At 69.4% G+C, this 26,210-nt stretch carries 21 protein-coding genes; 6 read left to right on the top strand and 15 right to left on the bottom strand.

The features are described 5' to 3' along the window. Positions 1 to 122: 122 nt before the first annotated feature. Positions 123 to 4,919 carry a VCBS domain-containing protein gene (locus tag LCHO_RS03740; protein ID WP_012345782.1) on the top strand — a complete coding sequence of 1,599 codons (4,797 nt, stop codon included), beginning with the start codon at positions 123 to 125 and terminating at the stop codon, positions 4,917 to 4,919. A 72-nt stretch (positions 4,920 to 4,991) separates the two neighbouring features. On the opposite strand, the gene argJ is transcribed toward LCHO_RS03740, so the two are convergent. The 3 genes from argJ to LCHO_RS03725 all read right to left on the bottom strand — a co-directional run bounded on the left by argJ (position 4,992) and on the right by LCHO_RS03725 (position 10,262). Beyond that, a complete protein-coding gene (gene argJ / locus LCHO_RS03735; protein ID WP_012345781.1) occupies positions 4,992 to 6,221 on the bottom strand; it encodes a bifunctional glutamate N-acetyltransferase/amino-acid acetyltransferase ArgJ in 1,230 nt (409 codons plus the stop codon). A gap of 63 nt (positions 6,222 to 6,284) precedes the next feature. Then, positions 6,285 to 9,044 carry a preprotein translocase subunit SecA gene (secA, locus tag LCHO_RS03730; protein WP_012345780.1) on the bottom strand — a complete coding sequence of 920 codons (2,760 nt, stop codon included), beginning with the start codon at positions 9,042 to 9,044 and terminating at the stop codon, positions 6,285 to 6,287. Between the two features lie 195 nt (positions 9,045 to 9,239). Then, a complete protein-coding gene (locus LCHO_RS03725) occupies positions 9,240 to 10,262 on the bottom strand; it encodes a M23 family metallopeptidase (RefSeq protein ID WP_012345779.1) in 1,023 nt (340 codons plus the stop codon). Positions 10,263 to 10,394: 132 nt separating this feature from the next. On the opposite strand from LCHO_RS03725, the gene LCHO_RS22610 reads away from it, so the two are divergent. After that, complete coding sequence (locus LCHO_RS22610; RefSeq protein ID WP_223210498.1) at positions 10,395 to 10,607, top strand: hypothetical protein; 213 nt, start codon at positions 10,395 to 10,397, stop codon at positions 10,605 to 10,607. Positions 10,608 to 10,672: 65 nt separating this feature from the next. Here the strand turns inward: LCHO_RS22610 and LCHO_RS03720 are convergent, their stop codons facing one another. From LCHO_RS03720 to purN, 3 genes are all read right to left on the bottom strand, one after another. Next, complete coding sequence (locus tag LCHO_RS03720) at positions 10,673 to 11,896, bottom strand: DesA family fatty acid desaturase (protein ID WP_012345777.1); 1,224 nt, start codon at positions 11,894 to 11,896, stop codon at positions 10,673 to 10,675. Between the two features lie 198 nt (positions 11,897 to 12,094). After that, positions 12,095 to 13,351: an RsmB/NOP family class I SAM-dependent RNA methyltransferase gene (locus LCHO_RS03715; protein ID WP_012345776.1), complete on the bottom strand. Its 1,257-nt coding sequence runs from the start codon at positions 13,349 to 13,351 to the stop codon at positions 12,095 to 12,097. A gap of 36 nt (positions 13,352 to 13,387) precedes the next feature. Beyond that, entirely contained in the window at positions 13,388 to 14,017 is a 630-nt protein-coding gene (purN, locus tag LCHO_RS03710; RefSeq protein WP_012345775.1) for a phosphoribosylglycinamide formyltransferase, read from the bottom strand. An 86-nt stretch (positions 14,018 to 14,103) separates the two neighbouring features. Between purN and LCHO_RS03705 the strand changes: the two genes are divergently transcribed. The 3 genes from LCHO_RS03705 to LCHO_RS03695 all read left to right on the top strand — a co-directional run bounded on the left by LCHO_RS03705 (position 14,104) and on the right by LCHO_RS03695 (position 16,320). After that, entirely contained in the window at positions 14,104 to 15,312 is a 1,209-nt protein-coding gene (locus LCHO_RS03705) for a tryptophan--tRNA ligase (protein WP_012345774.1), read from the top strand. A gap of 68 nt (positions 15,313 to 15,380) precedes the next feature. Continuing rightward, positions 15,381 to 15,833, top strand: coding sequence for a YidB family protein (locus tag LCHO_RS03700; RefSeq protein WP_012345773.1), 453 nt, complete (start codon positions 15,381 to 15,383; stop codon positions 15,831 to 15,833). A 43-nt stretch (positions 15,834 to 15,876) separates the two neighbouring features. Then, entirely contained in the window at positions 15,877 to 16,320 is a 444-nt protein-coding gene (locus tag LCHO_RS03695) for a DUF3717 domain-containing protein (protein WP_012345772.1), read from the top strand. On the opposite strand, the gene LCHO_RS03690 is transcribed toward LCHO_RS03695, so the two are convergent. From LCHO_RS03690 to LCHO_RS03675, 4 genes are all read right to left on the bottom strand, one after another. Further along, a complete protein-coding gene (locus LCHO_RS03690; RefSeq protein ID WP_012345771.1) occupies positions 16,313 to 17,608 on the bottom strand; it encodes a HAMP domain-containing sensor histidine kinase in 1,296 nt (431 codons plus the stop codon). The genes LCHO_RS03695 and LCHO_RS03690 overlap by 8 nt on opposite strands. Positions 17,609 to 17,643: 35 nt before the next feature. Then, the gene (locus LCHO_RS03685; protein WP_012345770.1) at positions 17,644 to 18,351 is read right to left on the bottom strand and encodes a response regulator; all 708 of its coding nucleotides are present in this window, start codon (positions 18,349 to 18,351) and stop codon (positions 17,644 to 17,646) included. Between the two features lie 101 nt (positions 18,352 to 18,452). Then, positions 18,453 to 18,836, bottom strand: coding sequence for a response regulator transcription factor (locus LCHO_RS03680; RefSeq protein WP_012345769.1), 384 nt, complete (start codon positions 18,834 to 18,836; stop codon positions 18,453 to 18,455). 118 nt (positions 18,837 to 18,954) lie between these two features. Continuing rightward, positions 18,955 to 19,647 (bottom strand): excisionase family DNA-binding protein, encoded by a 693-nt coding sequence (locus tag LCHO_RS03675; RefSeq protein WP_150105407.1) that lies wholly within the window; start codon positions 19,645 to 19,647, stop codon positions 18,955 to 18,957. Between the two features lie 196 nt (positions 19,648 to 19,843). On the opposite strand from LCHO_RS03675, the gene greB reads away from it, so the two are divergent. Then, complete coding sequence (greB, locus tag LCHO_RS03670) at positions 19,844 to 20,413, top strand: transcription elongation factor GreB (protein WP_012345767.1); 570 nt, start codon at positions 19,844 to 19,846, stop codon at positions 20,411 to 20,413. On the opposite strand, the gene LCHO_RS03665 is transcribed toward greB, so the two are convergent. From LCHO_RS03665 to LCHO_RS03645, 5 genes are all read right to left on the bottom strand, one after another. Next, on the bottom strand, positions 20,403 to 22,712 hold the full coding sequence (locus tag LCHO_RS03665) for a RelA/SpoT family protein (RefSeq protein WP_012345766.1): 2,310 nt from the start codon (positions 22,710 to 22,712) through the stop codon (positions 20,403 to 20,405). The genes greB and LCHO_RS03665 overlap by 11 nt on opposite strands. 155 nt (positions 22,713 to 22,867) lie before the next feature. Beyond that, positions 22,868 to 23,071 (bottom strand): DNA-directed RNA polymerase subunit omega, encoded by a 204-nt coding sequence (gene rpoZ, locus LCHO_RS03660; RefSeq protein WP_012345765.1) that lies wholly within the window; start codon positions 23,069 to 23,071, stop codon positions 22,868 to 22,870. Between the two features lie 54 nt (positions 23,072 to 23,125). Next, entirely contained in the window at positions 23,126 to 23,746 is a 621-nt protein-coding gene (gmk, locus tag LCHO_RS03655; protein WP_043704814.1) for a guanylate kinase, read from the bottom strand. 274 nt (positions 23,747 to 24,020) lie between these two features. Then, complete coding sequence (ccoG, locus tag LCHO_RS03650) at positions 24,021 to 25,448, bottom strand: cytochrome c oxidase accessory protein CcoG (RefSeq protein ID WP_012345763.1); 1,428 nt, start codon at positions 25,446 to 25,448, stop codon at positions 24,021 to 24,023. A gap of 62 nt (positions 25,449 to 25,510) precedes the next feature. Beyond that, a complete protein-coding gene (locus tag LCHO_RS03645) occupies positions 25,511 to 26,185 on the bottom strand; it encodes an acyl-CoA dehydrogenase family protein (protein WP_012345762.1) in 675 nt (224 codons plus the stop codon). Positions 26,186 to 26,210 lie beyond the last annotated feature (25 nt).

The following is a 26,210-nucleotide window of genomic DNA, read 5'->3' as shown; positions in this document are numbered from 1 at the left end:
CGCCTGCTGTCGATAGGAAGCGCACCGGCATCGACACCGGGCCCTTTCCTGCCGACAGATCGCGCACGGCGGTCTGCCCCTGTCGATGCCTTCACTGCGCCACCCCGCGCCGAGAGGCATCCATGTCCGACGCTCCTGCTGTCCAGCAAACAGTCACCCCTCCCCCCAGCCCCGACCACCAGCTGGCCGGCGCCCGATTGCAGGCCGCCTACGCCCCGGCACGCCTGCCCGCGGGCACGGTGTCCAACGTCTGGGGCGCGGCCGTGCGCCGCAACGCCGACGGCGAGCTGCACGCCCTGCAGCCCGGCGACATCGTGCGCAGCGGCGACGTCATCCTGACGACGCAGGACGGCATCGTCGAAATCACCGTCGGCCGCCAGCTCTCGGTGCGACTGCCACCGCCCGACGAGACACCGCCCCCCACCGCCACGCCCGCCTCGGACGCGGACAACAGCGCCGAACTGGTGTTCGACGCGCCCGGCGCCGGCCTCGCGGGCGGCAGCGACAGCGGCGGCCTGCAGGCGGCAGAGCGGGTCGAGCGCATCGTCGAGGTGGTCACGCCGCAGCAGTACCTCTACGACCTGGCGATGGCGCACGGCGATGCCGGCCCGTTCGCGACGACCGCCCCGGCGGCCCAGGCGCCGGCAGCCGATCCCGACCCGACCGCGGCCGACACGTCGACCGCCCAGCCCCACATCGGCGGCACCGGCGAGGCGGCAGCAACCCGGGTCCGTATCAGCGGCCCGGGCTCGGTGATCGAAGGCCAGGTCTCATCCGACTACACCGTCACGCTGAGCCAGCCGGCGCAGGCCGACACCACCGTCACGCTCGCCTACGCCGGCAGCGCCACCAGCGGCGCCGACTTCCAGCCCGTGCTCGTCGTCACGATCCCCGCCGGCGCCAGCAGCGCGAGCTTCCAGCTGCCGGTGATGGCTGACGCGGCCGTCGAAGGCAGCGAAACCATCACCGTCAGCCTCGCCTCCGTCAGCGGCGGCACCGGCCCGATCACCATCGACGGCACCGCCAACGCCGTCACCACGCAGATCGTCGACGGCACCGTGGCTCCGGCACCTGAACCCAGCCCGGCACCAGCTCCAGCTCCAGAGCCTCCCGCAGAGCCCGCTCCTGCGCCCACCCCGGCCCCCGCGCCAGTGCCCACTCCAGCTCCAGCGCCAGCACCGGCTCCAGCGCCAGCACCGGCTCCAGTGCCGGCACCCGCTCCAGAGCCTCCCGCAGAGCCCGCTCCAGCTCCAGCTCCAGCTCCCATCCCAACGGCGCCAGAACCGGCACCTGCGCCGTCCCCGGCGCCCGAGCCGCCGCCTTCGCCCGCTCCGGCGGAAGCGGCGATCCTGTCGATTTCCGGGCCGGGCTCGGTGGTCGAGGGCGAGCTGGCGTCGGGCTACACGGTGACGCTCGACACGCCGGCGGCCACCGACATGACGGTCTGGCTGGCGTTTTCCGGGTCGGCGACCGGTGGCGTCGACTACGCGCACCAGTTCGTTTCGGTCACCATCCAGGCGGGAGCTCGTGCGGCGACGTTCGATCTGAGCACGATCGACGACGCCTACGCGGAAGGCACGGAAACCCTCGTCGTGTCGATCGCCGGCTCGAACGGCGGCGGCTTCGCGAACGTGGCGATCTCGTCGAGCGCGGGCTCGGTGACGACGATGCTGATGGACGACGTCGTGCCGTCCGGCCCGCCAGGTCCGGGCCCAGGCACCGCGCCGGGCCCGGAGGACACCGCGACGCTGTCGATCTCGGGGCCGGGCACGGTGATCGAGGGTCATGTGACGGCGGACTACACGGTCACGCTCGACAAGGCCGCCGCCACCGACATGACCGTGCGGCTGAGCTACGCCGGCACGGCCACCGACGGCGCCGACTACGTGGGCGCGGTCGTGGAGATCACGATCAAGGCCGGCTCGACCTCGGCCACCGTGGCGCTGTCGGCACTGAACGACCACGCGGTCGAGGGCACCGAGTCGGTGATCGTCTCGATCGCCGGCACCTCGGGCGGCGGCTTCGAGAACGTGGTGATCGCGTCGGGCGCAGGCTCGGTCGGCACGCAGATCATCGACGGCGCCTTGCCCGTGATCGGCGGCCAGCTGAGCGCGCAGGTGTCCGAAGAAGGCCTGGCCGGCGGCCAGGCCGATGACGTCGGCGCACACCCCGGTGACGACAGCACCGACGCGCGCAGCTTCAGCGGCCAGCTGAGCTTCAGCGACGCCGACAGCGCACAGCTGAGCGTGACGCTGAGTGCCCCGCCGGACGCGCTGAGTTCGGGCGGGCAGGCGATCGTCTGGACCGGCGACGGCAGCACCACGCTGGTCGGCCACGTCGGCACGGCCGACGGCGCCGAGGCGCTGCGCGTCAGCATCGACGCCGGCGGCGCCTACGAGGTGACGCTGTCGCGCCCGCTCGACCACGGCGCGGCCGGCGAAGATCGACTCTCGCTCGGCGTGGGCGTGCACCTGAGCGACGGCGTGCACGGCCGCGACGCGACGATCGAACTGCAGATCGACGACGACGCGCCGCTGGCCCGCAACGACAGCGTCAGTGCCACGGCGGCGCGCACCAACCTGCTGATCAGCCTCGACGTGTCGGGCAGCATGGACACCGCCGACGGCGTGGCCGGCGCGACCCGGCTGGCCAGCGCGATCGAGGCGATCGGCCAGCTGCTCGACCGCCACGAGGCGATGGGCGATGTGGCCGTGCGGCTGGTGACGTTCTCGTCGACCGCGCAGGCCATCGGCGAGGTCTGGACCGACGTGGCCACGGCCCGGCAGCTGCTCGCCAGTCTGCAGGCCGACGGCGGCACGCACTACGACTCGGCGCTGGCGGCAGCGCAGAGCGCCTTCCTGAGCGCCGGCAGACTGGCGGGCGCGCAGAACGTCAGCTACTTCCTGTCGGACGGCGAGCCCAACCGCGGCCACGGGATCGACAGCGCCGAGCAGCGGCAGTGGGAGTCCTTCGTCACCAGCCAGGCGATCGACAGCCGCGCGATCGGCCTGGGTGACAGCACGACGCAGGCCAGCATGGACGGCATCGCCTACGACGGCAGCAGCGGGCACGACACCGACGCGCTGCGGGTGAGCGACTTCAACCAGCTCGACGCAGTGCTGAGCACCCCGGTGCAGGCGCCGGTCAGCGGCCAGCTGATCGCCGGCGGCGGCGCCGACGGGGCGCGCATCGCGTCGATCACGATCGACGGCGTGACCTACACCTACCACCCCGGGCCACCGGGCAGCGTCGGCGTGCAGGCGGGCACCGGAACGAACGCCGGCAGCCATGACGCGCAGACCGGCGTGCTGAGCGTGGCGCTGGCGCACGGCGGCAGCCTGGCGGTGCAGCTCGACAGCGGCGCCTACACCTTCAGCCCGGGCGCCGAGGCGGGTCGCACCGACGTGCGGTTCACGCTGATCGACGGCGATGGCGACACCGCCGACGGCACGCTCGGGCTCGACGTGGTGCGGCCGCCGGACCAGGCGGCCGTGATCGGCGGCGTCGACCACGGCGACGTGACCGAAGCGGGCAGCCTCACCGCCAGCAACGGTTGCGACCGCGACCATGACAGCAGCCGTTCGTCAGCCAGCAGCACGCACGGCCAGCTCAGCGTGCACGACGGCGACGGGCCCGCGCAGGCCCGGTTCCAGCCGGTCGGCAGCGGCGCCAGCACCCTCGGCCTGGGCCAGTACGGCATCGACGCCAGCGGCCGCTGGACGTACACGCTCGACAACGGCCACCCGAAGGTCGACGCGCTCGCCCCGGGCCAGACGCTGACCGACCGCTTCGTCGTGCACAGCGCCGACGGCACCGCGCAGACCGTGACGATCACGATCCACGGCAGCAACGACGCACCGACCGTGCGCGCCAGCGGCGGGGGCGGCCTGCTGGGCCTGATCGATGCCAACGTGCTCGACATCCTCGACTTCGGCCGCCAGCAGGCCTTCGGCGCCCACGATGTCGACGGCGACCTGAAGCAGGTCGAGCTGCATTACGACAGCGGCCTGCTCGGCAAGCTGACGAGCCTCGTCACCACCACCCACCACTTCGCCTATGACGTGCGGCTGGCCGCCGAACTGGGCCTGCAGGTGCTCGAGAACACCACGCCAGCGCAAACCGGCGGCTTGCTCGGCACGCTCGGCGGCCTGCTGTGCAGCAACGAGTCGACGCTGACCATCACCGCAGCCGACGGCGGCACGCTGAGCAACCCGCTGATCAACGAGTTCCTGGCCAGCGTGCACCTCGAGAACAGCGGCGGCCTGCTCGGCGATGCGGTCAACGCCAAGCTGCTGTCGGCCACCACGCTGACGGCCACCGACAGCGCCGGCGCCACCGCGCAGGCGAATGTCGGCAGCCTGCTGACGGTCGACGTGCTGGCCGCCGAGGCGCAGACCACGGTCACGACCGACAGCACGAGCGGCGGCCATGCCCTGGACGGCAGCACGGGCAGCGACCGGCTCTACGGCCTCGATGGCGACGACACCCTCGCCGGCGGCGCCGGCGCCGACCTGCTGCGCGGCGGCAGCGGCGACGACGTGCTGGCCGGCGGCCTGGGCGCCGATGTGCTCCGGTGGCACCTGGCGGACGCCGGCAGCGCCGCCAGCCCGGCACGGGACCGCATCGCGGACTTCGACGTCGGCACACCCGCCAACGGCGGCGACCTGCTCGACCTGCGCGACCTGCTGCTCGGCGAGCAGCACTTCGGCAACGACGTCGGCAACCTGGCGGACTTCCTCGACTTCAAGCTCGACAGCAGCGGCCAGTCGACCCTCCTCGAGGTGCGATCGCAGGGCGCGACCGGGCCGGTCGATCAGGTGATCGAGTTCACCGGCGTCGACCTGATTGGCGCTGCCGGCGGCGATCAGCAGCAGGTGATCCAGCACCTGCTACAAAGCGGCAAGCTGATCACCGACTGAGGCCCGCAAACGACAACGCCCCGCTCGGCGGGGCGTTGTTCAGGGCGCGGACGGGATCGGCACCGCCGTGGCTCAGCTGCGGTAGTCGGCGTTGATGGTGACGTAGTCGTGCGACAGGTCGCAGGTCCAGACCGTGGCGCGGCGGTTGCCGCGGTGCAGGTCCACCCGCACGGTGATCTCGGCCTGCTTCATCACGCGCGAGCCGTCTTCCTCGCGGTAGTCGGGGTGGCGGCCACCGTTGCGCGCCACGTGCACGTCGTCGAGGAACAGGTCGATCAGGTTCTGGTCCAGGTCGTCGATGCCGGCGTAACCGACCGCGGCCAGGATGCGGCCCAGGTTCGGGTCGCTGGCGAAGAACGCGGTCTTGACCAGCGGCGAATGCGCGATCGCGTAGGCCACCTGGCGGCACTCTTCCTTGTGGCGGCCGCCCTCGACGCGGATGGTGATGAACTTGGTCGCACCCTCGCCGTCGCGCACGATCGCCTGCGCGAGCTGCTGCGACACCGCGATCACCGCGGAGCGCAATGCCGCGCCTTCGGGCGATTCGAGCTGCGTGATCGGCGCGTGGCCGGCCTGGTGGGTGGCGATCAGCAGGAAGCTGTCGTTGGTCGACGTGTCGCCGTCGATCGTGATGCGGTTGAAGCTGCGGTCGGCGGCTTCGCGCACCAGTTCCTGCAGCAGGCGCGGCTCGATCACCGCGTCGGTGGCGACGAAGCCGAGCATGGTCGCCATGTTGGGCCGGATCATGCCGGCGCCCTTGCTGATGCCGGTCACGGTGACGGTCTTGCCGCCGATCTGCACCTGGCGCGACGCGGCCTTGGGCAGCGTGTCGGTGGTCATGATGGCTTCGGCGGCCTGCGCCCAGTGGTCCTCGCGGGCGTCGGCGATCGCGGCGGGCAGGCCGGCCTGGATGCGGTCGGCGGGCAGCGTCTCCATGATCACGCCGGTCGAGAACGGCAGCACTTCCTCGGGCGCGAGGTTGAGCTGCTGCGCCAGCGCGACGCAGACCGAGCGCGCGCGCACCAGGCCGTCTTCGCCGGTGCCGGCGTTGGCGTTGCCGGTGTTGATGACGATGGCGCGCTTGGCCGGGCCGGCGGCGAGGTGCTCGCGGCAGATCTGCACCGGCGCGGCGCAGAAGCGGTTGGTGGTGAACACCCCCGCCACGCTGGAGCCGGGCACCAGCGTGACCACGGTCAGGTCGCGGCGATTCGCCTTGCGCACGCCGGCCATCGTGATGCCGAGCTTGACGCCGGCCACCGGGTGCAGTTCTTCAGGCAGGGGAGCGCGCAGGTTCACGGGCATGGCAGACCTCGTCGGGAGATGGTGGAACGTGGGGAGGGCAAGTCAGGCGCGGCTCGGGCCGGCTCAAGCCAGCTTGCCGTGGCACTGCTTGTATTTCTTGCCGCTGCCGCAAGGGCACGGGTCGTTGCGGCCGACACGCAGGCCCTGCTGCAGCGGCAGGCCTTCGGCCGCCGATGCCGCCGCCGCATCCTGCGAGACGCTGCCGTCCTCGTTCGGGTGCGTGTAGGTCACGTTGCTGATCTGCTCGGCACGCACCTCGATCGCCTCGGCGGCCTGGGCGGCCTCTTCGCGGCTCTGGATGCGCACGGTCATCAGCACCCGCGTGACGTCGAGCTTGACGCGGTCGAGCAGCTGGCTGAAGAGCTCGAAGGCCTCGCGCTTGTATTCCTGCTTCGGGTTCTTCTGCGCGTAGCCGCGCAGGTGGATGCCCTGGCGCAGGTAGTCGAGCGCGGCCAGGTGCTCGCGCCAGTGGGTGTCGATCGACTGCAGCAGGATCATGCGTTCGAAGCTGGCGAACTGCTCGCGGCCGACCTGCGCCAGCTTGGCGTCGAAGGCATCGTTGGCGGCGGTGACCACGCGCTCGACGACGTCCTCGTCGGACATCGCGTCGCTCTTGTCGACCACCGCCCGCAGCGGCACGTCGAGCTGCCATTCGTCGCGCAGCGTCGATTCGAGCGTGGCGAGTTCCCACTGTTCCTCGACGCTCTCGGCCGGCACGTAGGTGCGCACGACGTCGGTCATCGCGCCGCGGCGCAGGTGGGCGATCTGGGCGTCGACGTCGGTCTGCTCGAGGATCTCGTTGCGCTGCGAGTAGATGACCTTGCGCTGGTCGTTGCTGACATCGTCGTATTCGAGCAGCTGCTTGCGCACGTCGAAGTTGCGCGCCTCGACCTTGCGCTGCGCGCTCTCGATGCTGCGCGTGACGATGCCGGCCTCGATCGCCTCGCCGTCGGGCATCTTCAGGCGCTCCATGATCGCCTTGACGCGGTCGCCGGCGAAGATGCGCATCAGCGAATCCTCCAGCGACAGGTAGAAGCGCGAGCTGCCCGGGTCGCCCTGGCGGCCGGCGCGGCCGCGCAGCTGGTTGTCGATGCGGCGGCTCTCGTGGCGTTCGGTGGCGATGATGCGCAGGCCGCCCAGCGCCACGACCTGCTCGTGCAGGCCCTGCCACTCGTCCTTGAGCGTCTGGATGCGCGCGGCCTTGTCGACCTCGGGCACCGACGCGTCGGCCTCCAGCAGCTGCACCTGCTTCTCGACGTTGCCGCCCAGCACGATGTCGGTGCCGCGGCCGGCCATGTTGGTGGCGATCGTCACCATCTTCGGCCGTCCGGCCTGGGCGATGATCTCGGCCTCGCGGGCATGCTGCTTGGCGTTGAGCACCTGGTGCGGCAGCCCGGCCTTGTTCAGCAGCTCGGAAACGCGCTCGGAGTTCTCGATCGAGGTCGTGCCCACCAGCACCGGCTGGCCACGCTCGTAGCACTCGCGGATGTCGGCGGTGACGGCGTCGTACTTCTCGCGGTCGGTCTTGTAGACCAGGTCGAGTTCGTCGCGGCGGATGGTCGGGCGGTTGGGCGGGATCACCACGGTCTCGAGGCCGTAGATCTCCTGGAACTCGTAGGCCTCGGTGTCGGCCGTGCCGGTCATGCCGCCGAGCTTGGCGTACATGCGGAAGTAGTTCTGGAAGGTGATCGAGGCCAGCGTCTGGTTCTCGGCCTGGATGTTCACGCCTTCCTTGGCCTCGACCGCCTGGTGCAGGCCGTCGCTCCAGCGCCGCCCGCTCATCAGCCGGCCGGTGAACTCGTCGACGATGATGACCTCGCCGTTCTGCACCACGTAATGCTGGTCGCGGTGGAACAGGTGGTGCGCGCGCAGCGAGGCGTACAGGTGGTGCACCAGCGTGATGTTGGCGGCATCGTAGAGCGACGCGCCTTCGGCCAGCAGGCCGGCCTGCGCCAGCAGCGACTCGGCCTTCTCGTGGCCGTCCTCGGTCAGGAAGACCTGGTGGGTCTTCTCGTCGGCGGTGAAGTCGCCGGCCTGGATCACGCCCTCGCCGGTACGCGGATCGGCTTCGCCGATCTGCTTGGCGAGTTGCGGAATGACAGCGTTGATGCGCAGGTAGAGGTCGGTCTGGTCCTCGGCCTGGCCGCTGATGATGAGCGGCGTGCGGGCCTCGTCGATCAGGATCGAGTCGACCTCGTCGACGATGGCGTAGTTGAGCGGGCGCTGCACCCGGTCGACCACCTCGTAGACCATGTTGTCGCGCAGGTAATCGAAGCCGTATTCGTTGTTGGTGCCGTAAGTGATGTCAGCGGCGTAGGCGGCCTGCTTTTCCTCGCGGCTCATGTTGGGCAGGTTGATGCCCACCGTCATGCCGAGGAAGTTGTAGAGCCGGGCCATCCACTCGGCGTCGCGGCGGGCCAGGTAGTCGTTGACGGTGACCACGTGCACGCCCTTGCCGGTCAGCGCATTCAGATAAACCGGCAGCGTCGCCATCAGCGTCTTGCCTTCGCCGGTGCGCATCTCGGCGATCTTGCCGTTGTGCAGGGTCATGCCGCCGATCAGCTGGACGTCGAAGTGGCGCATCTTGAGGGCGCGCTTGCCACCTTCGCGCACCACCGCGTAGGCCTCGGGCAGCAGGTCGTCGAGCGTGGTGCCGGCGGCGATGCGCTGGCGGAACTCGGCGGTCTTGCCGCGCAACTCGTCGTCGCCGAGGGTCTCGAACTGCACTTCGAGCGCGTTGATGCGCTCCACCACCCGCCGGTATTGCTTGAGCAGACGCTCATTGCGGCTGCCGAAAATCGAGGTCAAGAGCTTGGGCAACATGGACGGGACACACGTCAAGGCCCTGGCACGGGACAGTCCCGCCAGGGCCGGTTATGAGCAGGGGTGAAAGCGCGACCCCGATGGCGCACGTCGGCGGCCGATCAGGACCACACCCGAATGTTTGGCGTCAAACGCTCGCGTGAACGGGCCATCCGAGACGGCGACCCAGGCACTTCCACAGGACAAATCAGTTTATCACCGGGTCTTGCGCTTGCCGGAGCGGCGCTCGGGCGACGCTTCTGCGGTCTGTTCCTTCAGGGACAGGTCCTCGCCACGCGCCAGGAAGCGCGCCGGATTCTGCTGCACGCCGTTGAGCAGCACCTCGAAATGCAGGTGCGCCCCGGTCGAGCGCCCGGTGTTGCCGACATTGGCGATCAACTGGCCACGCCGCACCACTTCACCGGGGCGGACATGGAACTTCGATGTGTGGGCATAACGGGTGACCAGGCCATTGCCGTGGTCGATCTCGACGGCCTGGCCATAAGCGCCCTGGGATTCGGCATTGAGCACGACGCCACCTGCCGCAGCGTGGATCGGCGTTCCCTGCGGGGCCGGAAAATCAAGACCGGTGTGCAGCGCGGCATGCCGCGTGAACGGATCGAGGCGGAAGCCGAAGCCCGAACCGATCGGGCCGCGGACCGGCGGCGCGCTGGGCACCATCATCATCTCGAGCCGGCGCTCGAGCAGTCGCGATTCGGTCAGGGTGAACACGTCGCCGCTGCGCGCGGCCTGAAGCTCGAGCGCGTCGACCACCGAGTTGAGCTGCACCATCGAGGGCGACGACACCGGCACATAGGGCCCGCCACGACCACCTTCGACCGTGGCGGCTTCGCCGCCCCCCAGGGGCTTCTCGCCGAGCGTCTCCACAACCCGCAGCTCCTCGGGCTTGATGCCCGCCAGGCCGGCAACACGCTCGCCCATCGCCTCGAGCTTGACGACCTTGGCCTGCATTTCGCCGACCTTCTGCGCCATCGCGTCGAGGTTCTCGCGCAGGAACCGGTCACGCTGCTCGGTTTCATCACGCACCACCAGCCCCGTCAGGTGACTGACCACCGGCCAGCCTTCGCGGGCGGCCTTGAGGAAGATGAAGTGGTAGATGGTGCCCGACATCATCATCATCGCCAGGACGAACGTCGCCACGATCACGCCCAACTGCAGGGGGCCGACATGGAAAGAGCGCGTACGCGCGAGCCCGCCATGGGTGATCAAAATATCCATCGTCACTACACTCCTGATATGAAAGCGGATCGCCGTGCACTTGTTCCGGATGCATTGCCGCTCAGGCAAGCGCTGGACCACTGTCAGCCGCTGCTGCATCTGCAGCAGAAACTGGCCGACGCCCATGCACGCATGAACGTGATCCGTCCGTTGATCCCTTCTGGATTGTTGGCGTCAGTCAGACCCGGCCCGACCGACGACAACGGCTGGGTGTTGCTGGTGAGCAGCCCGGCCGTCGCGTCCAAGCTGCGCCAGCTTCTACCTCGACTCGATGCCGCGTTGCGGCAGAACGGTTGGCAGACTAGCCCAATCAGAATCCGCGTTCAATCCACGATTCCGGGTTGATTGTTGTACGTCGCCCACCCGAGTGACGGACATGCACGGCTCGCGGCAGCCGTGAAAGCAGCGTGTCAGGCGCGCGCGGCACGCAGCGTGCGGGCGAAATCCTGCAAGGCGGCAATGCCGCTGTTCTCGGCGCGGTGGCACCAGGCCTGCAGATCGGCGACCAGCTGTTCAGCCGAAACGTTGGTACGTGTCCACAGCTGACGCAGCTCTTCGCGCATCGTCACCAGCTGGGACAGGTCGGCGCTCTGCCCGCAGGCACTGGCGACCTGCGCCTTGACGGCCGCAGGAATCTTCTCTGCATCACGGTGCAGCCAGCGCTTGGCCAGGCGCATGTTCGACCAGCCTTCGGTGTTCTGCTTGCCCTGCGCGCGCAGGCGATCGAGCTCGTCGGCACACGCCTGCTTGAGGCCGCCGGCGTACTTCGCCATCACTTCGTAGCGGTTGGCGATCAGCGCCTCGAGCGTCTGGTTGTCGGCCACGGCCTTGACCACGCCCAGCTTGAGCTGCGGCGGCGTCTTGCGCACCTTGGCCAGGCCGACCATCTCCAGCGCGCGGATGTAGGCCCAGCCGATGTCGAACTCGTAGGGCTTGACCGACAGCTTGGCCGAGGTCGGGTAGGTGTGGTGGTTGTTGTGCAGCTCTTCGCCGCCGATGATCAGGCCCCAGGGCGACACGTTGGTCGACGCGTCGACCGCCTCGAAGTTGCGATAGCCCCAGAAGTGACCGATGCCGTTGATGATGCCGGCCGCCGTGATCGGGATCCAGATCATCTGCACCGCCCAGACCGTGACACCGATCGCGCCGAACAGCAGCACGTTGATGATCAGCATCAGCGCCACGCCCATCGCGCTGTGGCGGGTGTAGACGTTGCGCTCGATCCAGTCGTTCGGTGCGCCGTGGCCGTACTTGGCGAGGGTTTCCCGGTTCTTCGCTTCGGCGCGATAGAGCTCGCTGCCGGTCAGCAGCACGGTCTTGATGCCGTGTGCGACCGGGCTGTGCGGGTCGTCGACGGTCTCGCACTTGGCGTGGTGCTTGCGGTGGATGGCGACCCACTCCTTGGTGACCATGCCGGTGGTCATCCAGAGCCAGAAGCGGAAGAAATGCGAGGGAATCGCGTGCAGGTCGAGCGAGCGATGCGCCTGGCTGCGGTGCAGGTAGATGGTGACGGCCGCAATCGTCAGGTGCGTGAACACCAGGGTCACCACGAGGATCTGCCATCCGCCCAAACCCAACAGGCCGTCGGACAGCCAGTTGATCAGCGAATACCAGATCGAGGAAAGTTCGGTCATCGACAACCTTCAATGCGCAAGGCGCGGTAGCTACAAGGCTGCCGCAAACCGGCGGCAGACGACCAGCTTATCGATAGCCGGCGCGGCATTGTAGTGGGGGCCTCCTGAGCACCCACACCCGAAGCCCCGCTCGATCAGGGGCATTCCCGACCGCAGCGGCCCGGGCCTCGCGACGCCCCGAAGGCGCTGCGACGGGGTTCAGCGACGCTGCCAGACGGCTGCGAAGAAGCCGTCCGTGGCGTGCTGGTGCGGCCACAGGCGCAGGTAGCCGTTGCTCGTCAGCGTGGCGGCGTCGGGCACGTTCTGGCGCGCCAGCACCTCGGCAGCGTCGAGCGGCTCGAAATCCGGATGGGCCGCACTGAACGCCGCCGCGATCTCTTCGTTCTCGGCCTTCAGCAGGCTGCAGGTGGCGTAGACCAGCCGGCCGCCCGGCTTGAGCAGGCGGCTGGCGCTGGCCAGGATGGCCGTCTGCTTGGCCACCAGTTCGGCCACCGACTGCGGGCTCTGACGCCACTTCAGATCGGGATTGCGGCGCAGCGTGCCCAGGCCCGAACACGGCGCATCGACCAGCACCCGGTCGATCTTGCCGCCCAGGCGCTTGATGCGGTCGTCGCGTTCGTGCGCGATGCCGGCCGGGTAGACGTTCGACAGCCCGCTGCGCGCCAGCCGCGGCTTGAGCGCCGCGAGCCGGTGGGCCGAGACGTCGAAGGCGTACAGCCGGCCGGTGTTGCGCATCATCGCGCCCAGCGCCAGCGTCTTGCCGCCGGCGCCGGCGCAGAAGTCGACCACCATCTCGCCACGCCGCGCTTCGGTCAGCAGGGCGAGCAGCTGGCTGCCCTCGTCCTGCACCTCGACCTCGCCGCGGGTGAAGGTCTCGGTGCGGTTGAGCGTCGGCTTGCCGGTGGTGCGCAGGCCCCAGGGCGAAAACGGCGTCGGCTCGGTCGCGATGCCTTCTTCGGCCAGCGTCGCCCGAACCTCGTCGCGGCGCGACTTCAGCAGGTTGGCGCGCAGGTCGAGGCCGGCCGGCTTCATCAGGCTCTCGGCCAGCGGCCAGAACTGGTCGCCCAGCTCCTGCTTGAGTGCCTCGGCCAGCCATTCGGGCAGGTTGTGGCGCAGGTTGTCGGGCTGCTTGGCCAGGCTGAGCAGCTTGACCGTGGCGACCCACTTGAGCTCGTCGGGCGTGGCGACCGCGTGCATGTAGCTGTCGCTGCCCTGCCAGGCCAGCAGGATCAGCCGGCGCTCGAGCGAGCCGGTGCCGGACTTGGCCAGGTACTGATAGCGCAGCCGCTCACGCACCACGGCATAGACCGTCTCGGCCAGCGTGTGGCGCTCGCGCACACCGAGCGCGCGCTGGCGGCGGAAGAACGCCGACACCACGGCATCGGCCGGCTGGGTGAAGCGCAGCACTTCGTGCAGGAGTTCGTCACACAGCGCGAACAGGGCTTTGGGGGTCATTCAGGATTCCTTGGCGGCTTGCGCTCGGCCGATGGGTCAGCTCATGCGCCACTGCGGCGCTCCAGCGGTGTGGGTCACGCGACCGTTGTCGAGTCGCAGTTCGTCGCGCACGAACCAGGCCACCGCCTGCGGGTAGATGCGGTGCTCCTGGACCAGCACGCGCGCCGCCAGCGAGGCCGCGTCATCGCCGGCCAGCACCGGAACCGCCGCCTGGGCGACGATCGGCCCGTGGTCGAGCTCGGCGGTCACGAAATGCACCGTGGCGCCGGCGAGCTTGCAGCCGGCGTCGATGGCGCGCTGGTGGGTGTGCAGGCCGGTGAACGCCGGCAGCAGCGACGGATGCACATTGAGCAGCCGCCCGGCGTAATGCGAGACGAACGCCGGCGTCAGGATGCGCATGAAGCCGGCGAGCACCACCAGATCGGGCGCATGGCGATCGATCTCGGCCGCCAGCGCGGTGTCGAAGCTGGTGCGATCGGGATGGCCGCGGTGGTCGAGCACGGCCGTCTCGATGCCCTGCTCGCGCGCCCACGCGATCCCGCCGGACTCGGCCCGGTTGCTCAGCACCGCCACCACGCGCGCCGGCCAGCCCTCGGCCATGCAGGCCTGATGGATGGCCTTCATGTTCGAGCCGCCGCCGGAGATCAGGATCACGATGCGTTTCATGGGTGGGCGAGTGTAGCGAGGCCGGCCCGGCCGGCTGCCTACAATCAAAAGCATCCCCTCGACAGCTCGCAACCGGCCAGCGCCCCATGAAATCACGCGTCCTCTCCGGCATGCGCCCCACCGGCGCCCTGCACCTCGGTCACTATCACGGCGCCCTCAAGAACTGGGTGCGCCTGCAGGACGACTACGACTGCTTCTACTTCGTGGCCGACTGGCACGCGCTGACCACGCACTATGAAGACCGCGAGGTCATCGAGCGCAACGTCTACGACATGGTGATCGACTGGCTCGCCGCCGGCGTCGACCCCGAGCGCGCCACGCTCTTCATCCAGAGCCGCCTGCCCGAACACGCCGAGCTGTTCACGCTGCTGGCGATGGGCACGCCGCTGGCCTGGCTGGAGCGCATGCCGACCTACAAGGACCAGATGGAGAAGTTGAAGGACCGCGACCTCGCGACCTACGGCTTCCTCGGCTACCCGCTGCTGCAGGCGGCCGACATCCTGATCTACAAGGCCGCCTACGTGCCGGTCGGTGAAGACCAGGCGCCGCACGTCGAGATCACGCGCGAGGTGGCGCGCCGCTTCAACCACCTGTACGGCCGCATCCCCGGCTTCGAGCAGAAGATCGCCGCGGCCATCGTGCGCCTGGGCAAGGACGACGCGCGCTACTACGAGAAGCAGCGCAAGGCCTACGGCGAGACCGGCTCGGCCGAGGCGATCGCCAAAGGCGAGGCGATCGTGCGCAAGGCCGCCGCCAACGTCGCCGACTGGACCGAGGACGAGACCGAGCTGCTGCTCGGCCACCTCAAGGGCAGCGGCAAGACCGTGCTGCCCGAGCCGCAGGTGCTGCTGACCGAGACCGCCAAGCTGCCCGGCCTGGACGGCGCCAAGATGAGCAAGAGCTACGGCAACACCATCGCCATGCGCGAGGAGCCGGCCGAAGTCACCCGCAAGATCCGCGGCATGAAGACCGACCCGCAGCGCGGCCGCCGCACCGATCCGGGCGACCCGGAGCGCTGCCCGGTCTGGCAGTTCCATCAGGTCTATTCGACGCCCGAGGTCAAGGACTGGGTCGTCCAGGGCTGCACCAGCGCCGGCATCGGCTGCCTGGACTGCAAGCAGCCGGTGATCGACGCCGTGATCGCCGAGCAGGCGCCGTGGCGCGAACGCGCCGCCGCCTACCTGGACGAACCGAAGAAGGTCCACTGGCTGGTCGAGGCCGGCACCGAACGCGCCCGCCTGGTGGCGCGCCAGACCATGAAGGACGTGCGCCTGGCCATGGGACTCGCGTACTGAACGGCCCTGCGCCCTACACTCCGAAAACGACACCCGCCGCGGTGTCACCAACACGAAGGAAACACGCAATGGGTCTGTTTGATTCGATGCTGGGCGCAGCCACGCAAGCTGCCGGCGGCGCACTCGGCCAGGTGCTGGGCCAGTCGGGCGGATCGTCCGGCAACCTGATGGATGGCCTGTCAGGCCTGCTCGGTGGTGGCGAAGGCGGCGCGGCTGGCCTGGCCGGGCTGGTGCAGAAGTTCCAGGAAAGCGGCTTGAGCGAGGTGGTGGCCTCCTGGGTTTCGACCGGGCCGAACCTGCCGGTCACGGCCGAGCAGATCGGCCAGGTGTTCGACCACGAGACCATCGGGCGTTTTGCCCAGTCGGTCGGCGTCGACCCGCAACAGGCGGCCGGCCAGATCGCGTCGCTGCTGCCCAAGGTGGTGGACGCACTGACACCGGACGGCCAGTTGCCGAGCGGCGCAGGCACCGACCTGTCGGGCCTGCTGCAACAAGGCCTCGGCGGCCTGCTCGGCCGCTGAACGACGGACGGCCGCGGGCACCCGACGCTGCGGCCCGCCCGACATGGCCGGCATCCACATCACCGACATCGAGGCGGCCATCAACTGGTGGCGCCAGCGATCGCCTTCGCCCGACGGCGTCAGCCTGTGCGCCGAGTTGCGCGCGCTGGCCGAGGTCTACGCCCTGCTCGTCTACCACCGCGACCACGAGTGCGACGAGCGCAGCATCCCGCCGGCCGCCCGCACGGCCTGGCTGGCTTGGTACGACAGCACGCCCGATGCGCCCTGCATCGCGATCTGCTCGACCACCCAGGGCGACGCCGTCTGCAAGGGGTGCGGCCGCAGCTTCGATGAAGTGCAGCACTGGACGACCTTCAGCCCGGCCGAAAAGCGCCACGTCTGGCACCGCATCACGCAAGAGGGCACGGCCTGGCGCTTCAATCGCTACGCCGAACGGGCCCAGCTGAGCCGAGGCATCGACCACCCGGATCCGGGCAGCCTCACCTGACGACCACGTCGGCCGGCAGCGTCAACACGAAGCAGCTGCCACCGCCCTCGCGCGCTTCGCAGCGCACCGTGCCGCCGTGGCGCGCGGCGATCTGGCGCACCAGCGACAGCCCCAAGCCGACGCCACCGGCATATTCGGCGTGGCCGGGCAGGCGGAAAAACGGCTCGAAGACACGCTCGCGATGCGCCTCGGGCACACCCGGGCCCCGGTCACGGACCCGCATCGCCACGGCGCCGGTGGCGTCGAGCTGCACGTCCGCCTCGATCTCGCCGCCGCCGTAGCGCCGGGCGTTCTCGAGCAGATTGCGCATCGCCCGGTGCAGCAGGCGCTCATCGGCCAGGGCGCGCAGCGGTGCGCCGTCGACCAGCGCCCCCACGCGTGCACCCTCCTCGGCCAGCAGGCCGAGCAGGTCGACCGCCTCGCGCTGCAGCTCGCTCTGGGCGTCGAGCCGACTGGCGAGCAGCACCTCCTCGACCAGGGCGTCGAGCTCGCGGATGTCCCGATCGATCTCGCGCTTGAGGTCGGCGCGTCGATCCGGTGCCGCGCCCTCGATCATCTCGACCGCCATCTTCAGCCGCGCCAGCGGCGAGCGCAGCTCGTGGCTGGCGTTGGCCAGCAGCGAGCGGTTGGCCCGCACCAGGTCGTCGATGCGCTGGGCCGCCTGGTTGAAGCTGCGTGCCACCGCCGCCACCTCGTCGTTGCCGTCGACCGCCAGCCGATGCGCCAGATCGCCGCCGCCGAAGGTCTGCACGCCCTGCTTGAGCGCCTCGAGCCGCCGCGTGAGTCGCCGCACCACCGGGTAGGAGCCCGCCGCCACCGCGACGAACAGCGCCGCCAGCAATGTCAGCAGCAAGGCGGCCTCGTCGAGGATCGGTCGCGGCGGACGGCCGAAACCGTCCGACCGCCGCGGCGGGCGTGCCAGCCACAGCGTGCGGCCGTCGCTGAGCGGAATCCGCACCGTCGTTTCGCCGTCATCCTGCAAACGCTCGAAGACGGGCGAGGCGGCGATGCGCCGGCCGGCGCTGTCGTCGAGCGCCAGCGGCACCCGCATGCGCTGCTCCCAGTCCTGCACCGCGGCGGCCTGCTCGGCCAGCGGCGTGCCGGCTTCGGGCAGGCTGTTGGCCAGCAGCTCGCCCAGCGCCAGCGTGCGCCGGTTGATGCCCGACTCGATGCGCTCGCGCTCGCCGCCCACATGGCTGCGCACCAGCAGCCCGGCCACCAGCGCGAACGCCAGCAGCACGGCCACCACCGTGAGGTAGATGCTGAGATAGAGATTGCGGATGGGCATGGCCGGCCGACCGGTGGACCGGTCGAGGGGATCGATCAGGCCGCTTCGGCGTCCTGCTTGCGGGCGAACACGTAGCCCGCGCCACGCACCGTCAGGATGCGCCGCGGCGTCTTGGGATCGACCTCGATGGCGGCGCGGATGCGCGAGATGTGGACGTCGATGCTGCGGTCGAACGCATCCATCGGATGGCCCTTGAGCGCGTCCATGATCTGGTCGCGCGTGAGCACCCGGCCGGGGCTCTGGGCCAGCACCAGCAGGATGTCGAACTGGTAGCCCGTCAGCTCGCAGACGGCGCCGTCGATGCGCACCTGGCGCGCGTTGGCATCGACCTCGAGCCGGCCGAAGCGCAGCGTGGTGTCGTCCGCCTGCACGCTGGCACGGCGCAGCAGGGCCTTCAGACGCGCCAGCAGCTCGCGCGGCTCGAAGGGTTTGGGCAGGTAGTCGTCGGCGCCGAGTTCGAGACCGACGATGCGGTCGAGCGGCTCGCCGCGCGCGGTCAGCATCAGCAGCGGCAGGCTGCGCCAGCGGCTGTCGGCGCGCAGTTCGCGGGTCAGGTCGAGGCCGTCGCCGTCGGGCAGCATCAGGTCGAGGATGAGCGCGTCGAAGCTCTCGCGCTGCAGCAGCCCACGGCCGCCCGCCAGATCCCCGGCGACGCTGACGACGTGGCCGGCCGCCTGCAGGTAGTCGCGCACCATGTGGGTCAGGCGCGCATCGTCGTCGATCAGCAGTACACGAGTCGTCATCGCCATGTCCGGCCACCCGGATCACCCTCCGTTTCGATCCGCCGATGATGCCCGTGCGCCTTCGCCGATTGTTGCAGCGGGCGTAAAGAAGCGTGTCTCGTTCAGGAACCGGCCGGCTGCGACACCATCGCCTCGACCCGGTCGATCAGTTCGAGCGGGCTGAAGGGCTTGACCAGGTAGGCGTCCGCCCCGGACTGCTCGCCGGCACTGACATCGGCGGTCTGGCCACGTGCGGTCAGCATGATGATCTGGATGCCGCGCAGCTCGGGATCCTGCTTGATGCGCCGGCACACCTGATAGCCGTCGAGCAGGCCCGGCATCATCACGTCGAGCAGCATCAGGTGCGGGCGCACGCTTTGCGCCAGGGCCAGCCCGCTCTCGCCATCGGGCGCTTCATGGATTTCGAAATCGCCGAACTCCAGGGTCATCCGGATCAGTTTCCGGATGTCCACCTGGTCTTCGACGATGAGGATGCGGTGAGTCATGTTCGGTTTTCCTGCGCAAAGGTCTGCCGCAAGGGTATCTCGGCTGCAGCGCAAAGCCGTCCCACAGGGACATCGGCGGCGACACGGCCCGCTCGGCGAACCCGCCGGGCGAGCGCCATCAGCCCAGCAGGGCGGGGTGAGGGGTGCGGCCGAGCCGAGCCAGTTCGCCCTCGACCCAGGTGCGCACCGCGATCGCCGGCACCGGCTGATGCAGCACCCGCACGCGCTCGGGCAAGCCGCCCCGTTCGGCAATCTGCTGCGGCGTGTGTGCCGTGATGGCCAGGACACGCAAGGCGGAGTAGTCGTGCAGGCCGGCCAGGGTCAACAACATCGCGTAGCCGTCGATATCAGGCATGGCGAGATCGGTGATCAGCAGGTCTGGCGTTTTTCGTCCCAACTGAAGTAAGCCGGTGTAACCGTTGTTTGCACCTCTGACAGCGATCACGCCGTTCAAGGGCATCAGCGCCTCCTGCCAGACCTGCAGCTGGTCGACGCTGGCGGCCACCAGCAGGACGTCCAGCGGCGTGATGACCGGCTGCAGGGACTGCGAGGACTGGGCCGCGGCGCGCAGGCCGCTGCGTTGCGCCAGGGCTTCGACAGCGGACAGCCGGATGCGGCGATGACCGCCGGGCGTGCGCCCGGCCGGCAGCGTTCCGGCCTCTACCCAGAGCTGGACCGTGCGCAGGGAGACACCCAGCCGCATCGCCGCTTCACGGGTCGTGAGCAGGGGATCCAGGGGGTCGGGAGCAAAATGGGGTCGAGACATATAGGGGGCCCTCGTTGAGGTGGCAGGCAAGCTCGGCTGAGTCAAGATCGCAGTCCTCCGGTGTTTGTTTCAGTTGTGCGACTTGTTGTGTCTTCGGCAGCCAGCCCCCCGGACTGAAGACCCTAGTTTACAAAATGTGACAAGTTCCACAACCGAAGCACGAAATCTGCAGTTCCGAAGTGAAACTCCTGCCCCCCTCCTTCAACGTGCCAACAACGCTGTTGGGCTGACCGGTATCCCGATGAGCAAGGCTTTCACCCGCGAATCCGCAGGCGACGAAGACGACGACGACCCGCTCGGCGCCCTGCCCCCGCTGCCCGCTGGCGCACGCAACTACATGACGCCGCAGGGCTGGTCGAGCCTGCGCGCGGAGTTGATGACCCTGCTGGATGTGGAACGCCCACGGGTGGTCGAGGCGGTTTCATGGGCCGCCAAGAACGGCGACCGCTCCGAGAACGGCGACTACATCTACGGCAAGAAGCGCCTGCGCGAGATCGATCGGCGCATCCGTTTCCTGACCAAGCGCCTCGACATCGCCGAGGTGGCCGACCCGTCGCTGCACCATGGCAGCGACCAGGTCTTCTTCGGCGCCACCGTCACCTACGCCAACTCGCGCGGCGACGAGCGCACGGTCACGATCAAGGGCATCGACGAGTCGGACAGCCTGAAGGGTGAAGTGAGCTGGGTGTCGCCGATCGCGCGCGCGCTGATCAAGGCCCGCGAAGGCGACGAGGTGCAGCTGATGACGCCCGGCGGCCTGGAGCGGCTCGAGGTGCTCGAGGTGAGCTACCCGGCGCCGCTCAACCCTTGATGCGCGCCACCCGCTCGACCGACGGCGACCGGCGCACCACGCGCAGCACGTCGGCGAGGTGCTGGCGGTCACGCACGGCCAGCAGCAGGCGCAGCTCGCAGGTCTGGCCGCTCTGCACCGGGTCCATCTCGATGTGGGCGATGTCGGCCTCGGCCTGGCTGACCGCCTGCGCGATCTCGCCGAGCACGCCCTTGCCGTTGAGCACCAGCACCGCCACGGCGGTCTGGAACTGGCGCAGCGGCTGCTCCGACCATTCGACCGCCAGCCAGCGTTCGCTGTCGCGCTCGAACAGGCGCTTGCCGACCGAACAATCGGCCGTGTGCACGGTCAGCCCTTCGCCGCGACCCAGGTAGCCGACGATGTCGTCACCCGGGATCGGCCGGCAGCAGGTGGCCAGCTGCACGGTGGCGTTCTCGCTGCCGTCGATCACCACCGTGCCTTGCGCCGGCGCGTCGCTGTCGGTGGCGTAGCGGCCCATGCTGAGCGTGAGCGCATCGGGGCGCCGGCCGTCCTCGGCCATCTGACGGGCCAGCCGCTTGGCGACGATGGTGGCGATCTTGCGACCCAGACCGATGTCGACCAGCAGTTCACGCCGGTGGCGGTTGCCGCTCCAGCGCACCAGGGCCTGCCACAGCGCGTTGTCGGCTTCGGTGGCGTCCTCGTCGCTGGCGGGCATCTGCAGGCCTTCGGCGCGCATCGCCTGGGCCAGCAGCTTGAAGCCGAGTTCGTAGGACTCGTCGGCTTCCATGTTCTTGAGGTAGTGGCGGATCTTCGAACGCGCCCGCCCGGTGCGCACGAAGTTCAGCCAGGCCGGATTGGGCCGCGCCGACGGCGCGGTGACGATCTCGACCACGTCGCCCGACCGCAGTTCGGTGCGCAGCGCCACCGGCTCGCCGTTGACCCGCGCGGCCACGCAGTGATCGCCCACCCGCGAGTGGATCGCATAGGCGAAGTCGACCGCCGTGGCGCCACGCGGCAGCGCCAGGATCCGGCTCTTGGGCGTGAACACGTAGACCGACTCGGGGAACAGGTCGATCTTGACGTGCTCCAGAAACTCGGCCGAATCGCGGGTCTCGCTCTGGATGTCGATCAGCGACTGCAGCCACATATTGCCCAGGTGCTGCGCGTCGGGCGCGTCGGGGCCGTTGGCCTGGGTCTTGTACATCCAGTGCGCGGCAATGCCGGCTTCGGCCACCGCATGCATGGCGGCGGTGCGGATCTGGAACTCGACCGCCGTGCCCACCGGGCTGACCACCGTGGTGTGCAGGCTCTGGTAGCCGTTCGCCTTGGGGATGGCGATGTAGTCCTTGAAGCGGCCCGGCACCGGCTTGTAGAGCTGGTGCAGCACGCCCAGCGCCAGGTAGCACTCGGGCAAGGTCGTCACCACCAGGCGGAAGCCGAAGATGTCGCTCACCTGCGCGAAGCTCAGGTGCTTCTCGCGCATCTTGCTGTAGATCGAGTGGATCGTCTTCTCGCGCCCGTAGACCTGTGCCGGCAGCGCCGCCTGCGACAGCGCGGCCTCGACCTCGGCCTGCACCCGCTCGACGACATCGCGCCGATTGCCGCGTGCGCGCTGCACCGCCTTGAACAGCGCGGCATGCCGCCACGGCTGCAGGAAGCGGAACGACAGCTCCTGCAGCTCGCGATAGGTCTGGTTCAACCCCAGTCGGTGCGCGATCGGCGCGTAGATCTCGAGCGTTTCGCGGGCGATGCGACCGCGCTTGTTGGCCGCCATCGCCTCCATCGTCCGCATGTTGTGCAGGCGATCGGCGAGCTTGATCAGGATGACGCGCACATCACGCGCCATCGCCAGCAGCATCTTGCGGAAGGACTCGGCCTGCGACTCCTCGCGGGTCGAGAACTGCAGCTTGTCGAGCTTGGTCAGGCCATCGACCAGATCGGCGGTGGCGGCGCCGAAGCGCTCGACCAGCTGCACCTTGGTGATGCCGCAGTCCTCCATCGCGTCGTGCATCAACGCGGCCATGATGGCCTGGGCGTCGAGCTTCCAGTCGGCACACAGGCCGGCCACCGCGATCGGATGGGTGATGTAGGGCTCACCGCTGGCGCGGTATTGGCCCAGGTGGGCCTCGTCGGCGAAGCGGTAGGCGTCACGCACCCGCCGGACGTCGGATTCGTCCAGGTAGTCGAGCTTGCCCGTCAGGGCCGCAAAAGAGGCGGCGCTGGCGCCGTGCGCCCCCGGAACCGGGTCGCGCCTGGGCGCATTGGGCGGGGCACCCGGCCCCTCTCCGCCCGCGGCGGGACGACCCGCCCCTCGCCCGACCCAGGGCGGGAAAAACATTCGACGCAGGACATCGGCAGCTCGGGACACCATGCACTCACTCTAGCGTGCAAGCCGGCAGCAGGGCGTGCAGGGGCCTTGCGCGAGGGCAAGCCCGGTACGGCGCGAGCAGCGGCAGACCGGGCATCCGGGGCGATATCGGCAGGAAAACCCGCTCAGCCCGGGACCTTGCGCAGCATCTCGATGCCGACCGCACCGGCAGCGATTTCGCGCAGCGCCGTCACGCCAGGCTTGTTCTTGGTCTCGACCTTGGGCGCGTGGCCCTGGCTCAGCATGCGGGCACGGTAGGTGGCCGCGAGCACGAGTTGGAAGCGGTTGGGGATCTTCTGCAGACAGTCTTCAACGGTGATGCGGGCCATGGGCACTCTCAAGAAGATGTCGACAACCACACCCGGCGGGCGCATTGCGAGACATCAGGACAGTTGCAGCGCGTCGAACACAGCCGGGCGGCTGCGGCGCTGAGCCGCGTATTTTAACCGTTGTGCGTGCACGATGGTCTTGAGGTCGAACAACGCCGTCTCGAACAGCGCGTTGACGACGATGTAGTCGAAATGCCGCGCCTGCGCCACCTCGTGACGGGCGTTGACCATGCGCTGCTCGATCACCTCGCCGGCATCCTCGCCGCGCCGCAGCAGACGCTGACGAAGCTCGCTCCACGACGGCGGCAGGATGAAGATCAGCACCGCCATCGGGAACAGCTGCTTGATCTGCAGAGCGCCCTGGAAGTCGATCTCCAGCACCACATCCTCGCCCGCCTTCAGGCGGGCCTCGATCGCTGCGCGGGAGGTGCCGTACAGGTTGCCGTGCACCTCGGCCCACTCGAAAAAGTCGCCGTGCGCGATCATGGCGCGGAACGCCGGCTCCGGGATGAACCAGTATTCGCGGCCGTCCTGCTCCTGGCCACGCGGCTTGCGCGTGGTGTGCGAGACCGACACCATCAGGCGCGCATCCAGTTCCAGCAGGGCCTTGACCAGGCTCGATTTGCCCGCCCCGGAAGGCGCTGCGACGACATAGAGATTGCCGGGAAATTCCATGATCTTCATTCGATGTTCCGCACCTGAACTTCGAGTCCAGGGCCAAGTACCTGCCGTTGCATCAGATGGTCTCTGTCTCGCAGCGCTGCTCAGAAGGCGCTGGTCGCAAGCGACAGCAGTCCCGTGACTGTAGCTTGTGAAGTTGCCCCGCTTTCACGCACACCTTGCCCTGCGACGACAACGAGGCCACCATGGCCAGGACCAGGCCTGCGTACCCGGCGGCGTTTGGCCAGCAGATGCCCGAACGGGTGCGCACCGGCCGATCACGGGTGGCTCAATGCGGTATCACGAAAGTCGAGTCGGCCGCGGCGAATTCCTGCGCCGCATGATCCAGGTCCACCACCCGCAGCCGGATCGGCACGATCCGCCCCGCCAGCGACACGGCCTGCGCGGGCGGCAAGCTGAGGGTGACCGGCAGGGTCAGGGCCTGCGCAGCAAGCAGGGTGCGGCCGACCTGCGTATCCACCTGCAAGCCCGGCGTCCCGTCCACCCGCACCTCGATGCGCCGAGCCCGCTCGCTGGCGTTCATCACCTGCAGTCGGTAGACATTGGTGATGCGGCCGTCTTCGCCCTGGCGTGCAAGCACGCCGCGGTCGCGGATCGCATCGACCCGCAAGGTCGGGCGCGAGGCAAAGCCCAGCATCAGCGCAGCACTCACGCCCAGCAGCAGTGCCGCGTAGATCCGCACGCGCGGGCGCCGCCACTGCGCACGCCAGCCCACCGCCGCGGCCTCACCCGCCAGTTCACGCTGCGAGGCAAACCGGATCAGCCCGCGTGGCGCCTGCAGCTTGTCCATCACGGTGTCGCAGGCGTCGATGCACAGGCCGCAGCTGATGCAGGGGGCTTGCAGTCCCTCGCGGATGTCGATGCCGACCGGGCAGACCTGCACGCAGATCGTGCAGTCCACGCAGCTGCCGAGCTTGAGCGCCTGGGCGTCGCTGCCACGCGCGCGTGCACCGCGCGGTTCACCCCGGGCGCTGTCGTAGCCGACGATGAGGGTGTCGCGGTCGAGCATCGAGCCCTGGAAGCGGCCGTAGGGGCACATGTGCTGGCACACCTTCTCGCGCAGGTAGCCGGCGTTGCCGTAGGTGGCAAGGCTGTAGAACAGCACCCAGAAGACCTCCCACGGACCGATGCCGCTTGCGGTCAGCAGGCCCGTCGACAGGTCGCGGATCGGCGTGAACCAGCCCACGAAGGTCAAGCCCGTCCACAGGCTGACGGCCGCCCAGGCCAGGTGCTTGCCCGTGCGCAGGCGCAGCTTCCCGGCGTCCCAGGCTTGCGCGTCCAGACGCATGCGGGCCAGCCGATCGCCTTCGATGCGCAGCTCCAGCCACTGGAAGATCTGCGTGTAGACCGTCTGCGGGCAGGCGAAGCCGCACCACACGCGCCCGGCCAGCGCCGTGGCCGCGAACAGCAGCAGCGCGCACAGCACCAGCAGCGCGGTCAGGTAGATCAGGTCCTGCGGATAGAGCACCGCGCCGAACAGGTAGAAGCGCCCGCCCGCCACGTCGAACAGCACCGCCTGGCGCTGGTTGAAGTTCAGCCACGGCAGGCCGTAGAAGAACGCCTGCGTGAGCCACACCATCGCCCAGCGCCAGCGCGCGTGGCGGCCGGTGACGGCACGGGCCTGGATCTTCTGTTCGGGCGGGCCGAGCGGGTTCAGGGGAACCAGCGGAATGATCTTGCGGGGCGAGGCGGACATGGTGCAGCGCCCGGTCAGGGCGCCATGTTCAATGGAAAAGCGGGGCGAGATGTCGTCGGTGTTCAGCGATCGCGCAAGGTAGGCCGCAGGGCCTGGTCGATCGGGTCGATCAGCGCGGCGAGTTCGGCGCCGGCCAGCCATTCGTCCTCACGGAAGTACACGCCGCGCAGCGTGAGCTCGGCCGTTTGGCTGCCGGGCCGTGCGTCGGCATGGGTCGGCGGCGCGATGTCCAGGCCGTCTTCTTCACCGCGCAGCCAGACCCAGGCGACGCCCGCCGGATCGGCCCCGAACTGCACCGGCACGGCCACCGAATGGCCGACCCACTGCCAGTTGGATGCACACACGAGGCGGCCGTGCAGCCGCCAGCCGCGGCCCGTGTCGATCGCTTGCACGGGGTTGCGGCCCAGGCTGAGCGGCAAGGTGCCGGCGCGCTCGCCGGCGAGCAGATCGGGCAGGATGAAGTCGCGCAGACCGGCATTGCGCGACTGCACCAGCGCCTCGATCGCCAGCCGCTGCGCCCACAGCACCCAGGCCGCCGCCGGGCAGTCTGCGGCCAGACGCTGCGCGCCGTCGTGCAGCGCGCTGATCGGGCCACCGAGCCCCCCCAGCTCCGGCGGCACCGCGCAGCGCAGCAGGCAGCTGTCGATCACGCGTTGAAAGGCGTCCGGGCTGCGGATCGACGCAGCGGGAACGGACGTGGGCGGCACCGGGTGCGAAAAGGCGGTCTGGCTGTGCATGGCGGCATCATCCGAGGCCCGCATC

Origin of the sequence: Leptothrix cholodnii SP-6 (assembly GCF_000019785.1) — a bacterium.
Taxonomy (GTDB): Bacteria; Pseudomonadota; Gammaproteobacteria; order Burkholderiales; family Burkholderiaceae_C; genus Sphaerotilus; species Sphaerotilus cholodnii.
This window is presented reverse-complemented; position numbering and strand designations above follow the sequence as displayed.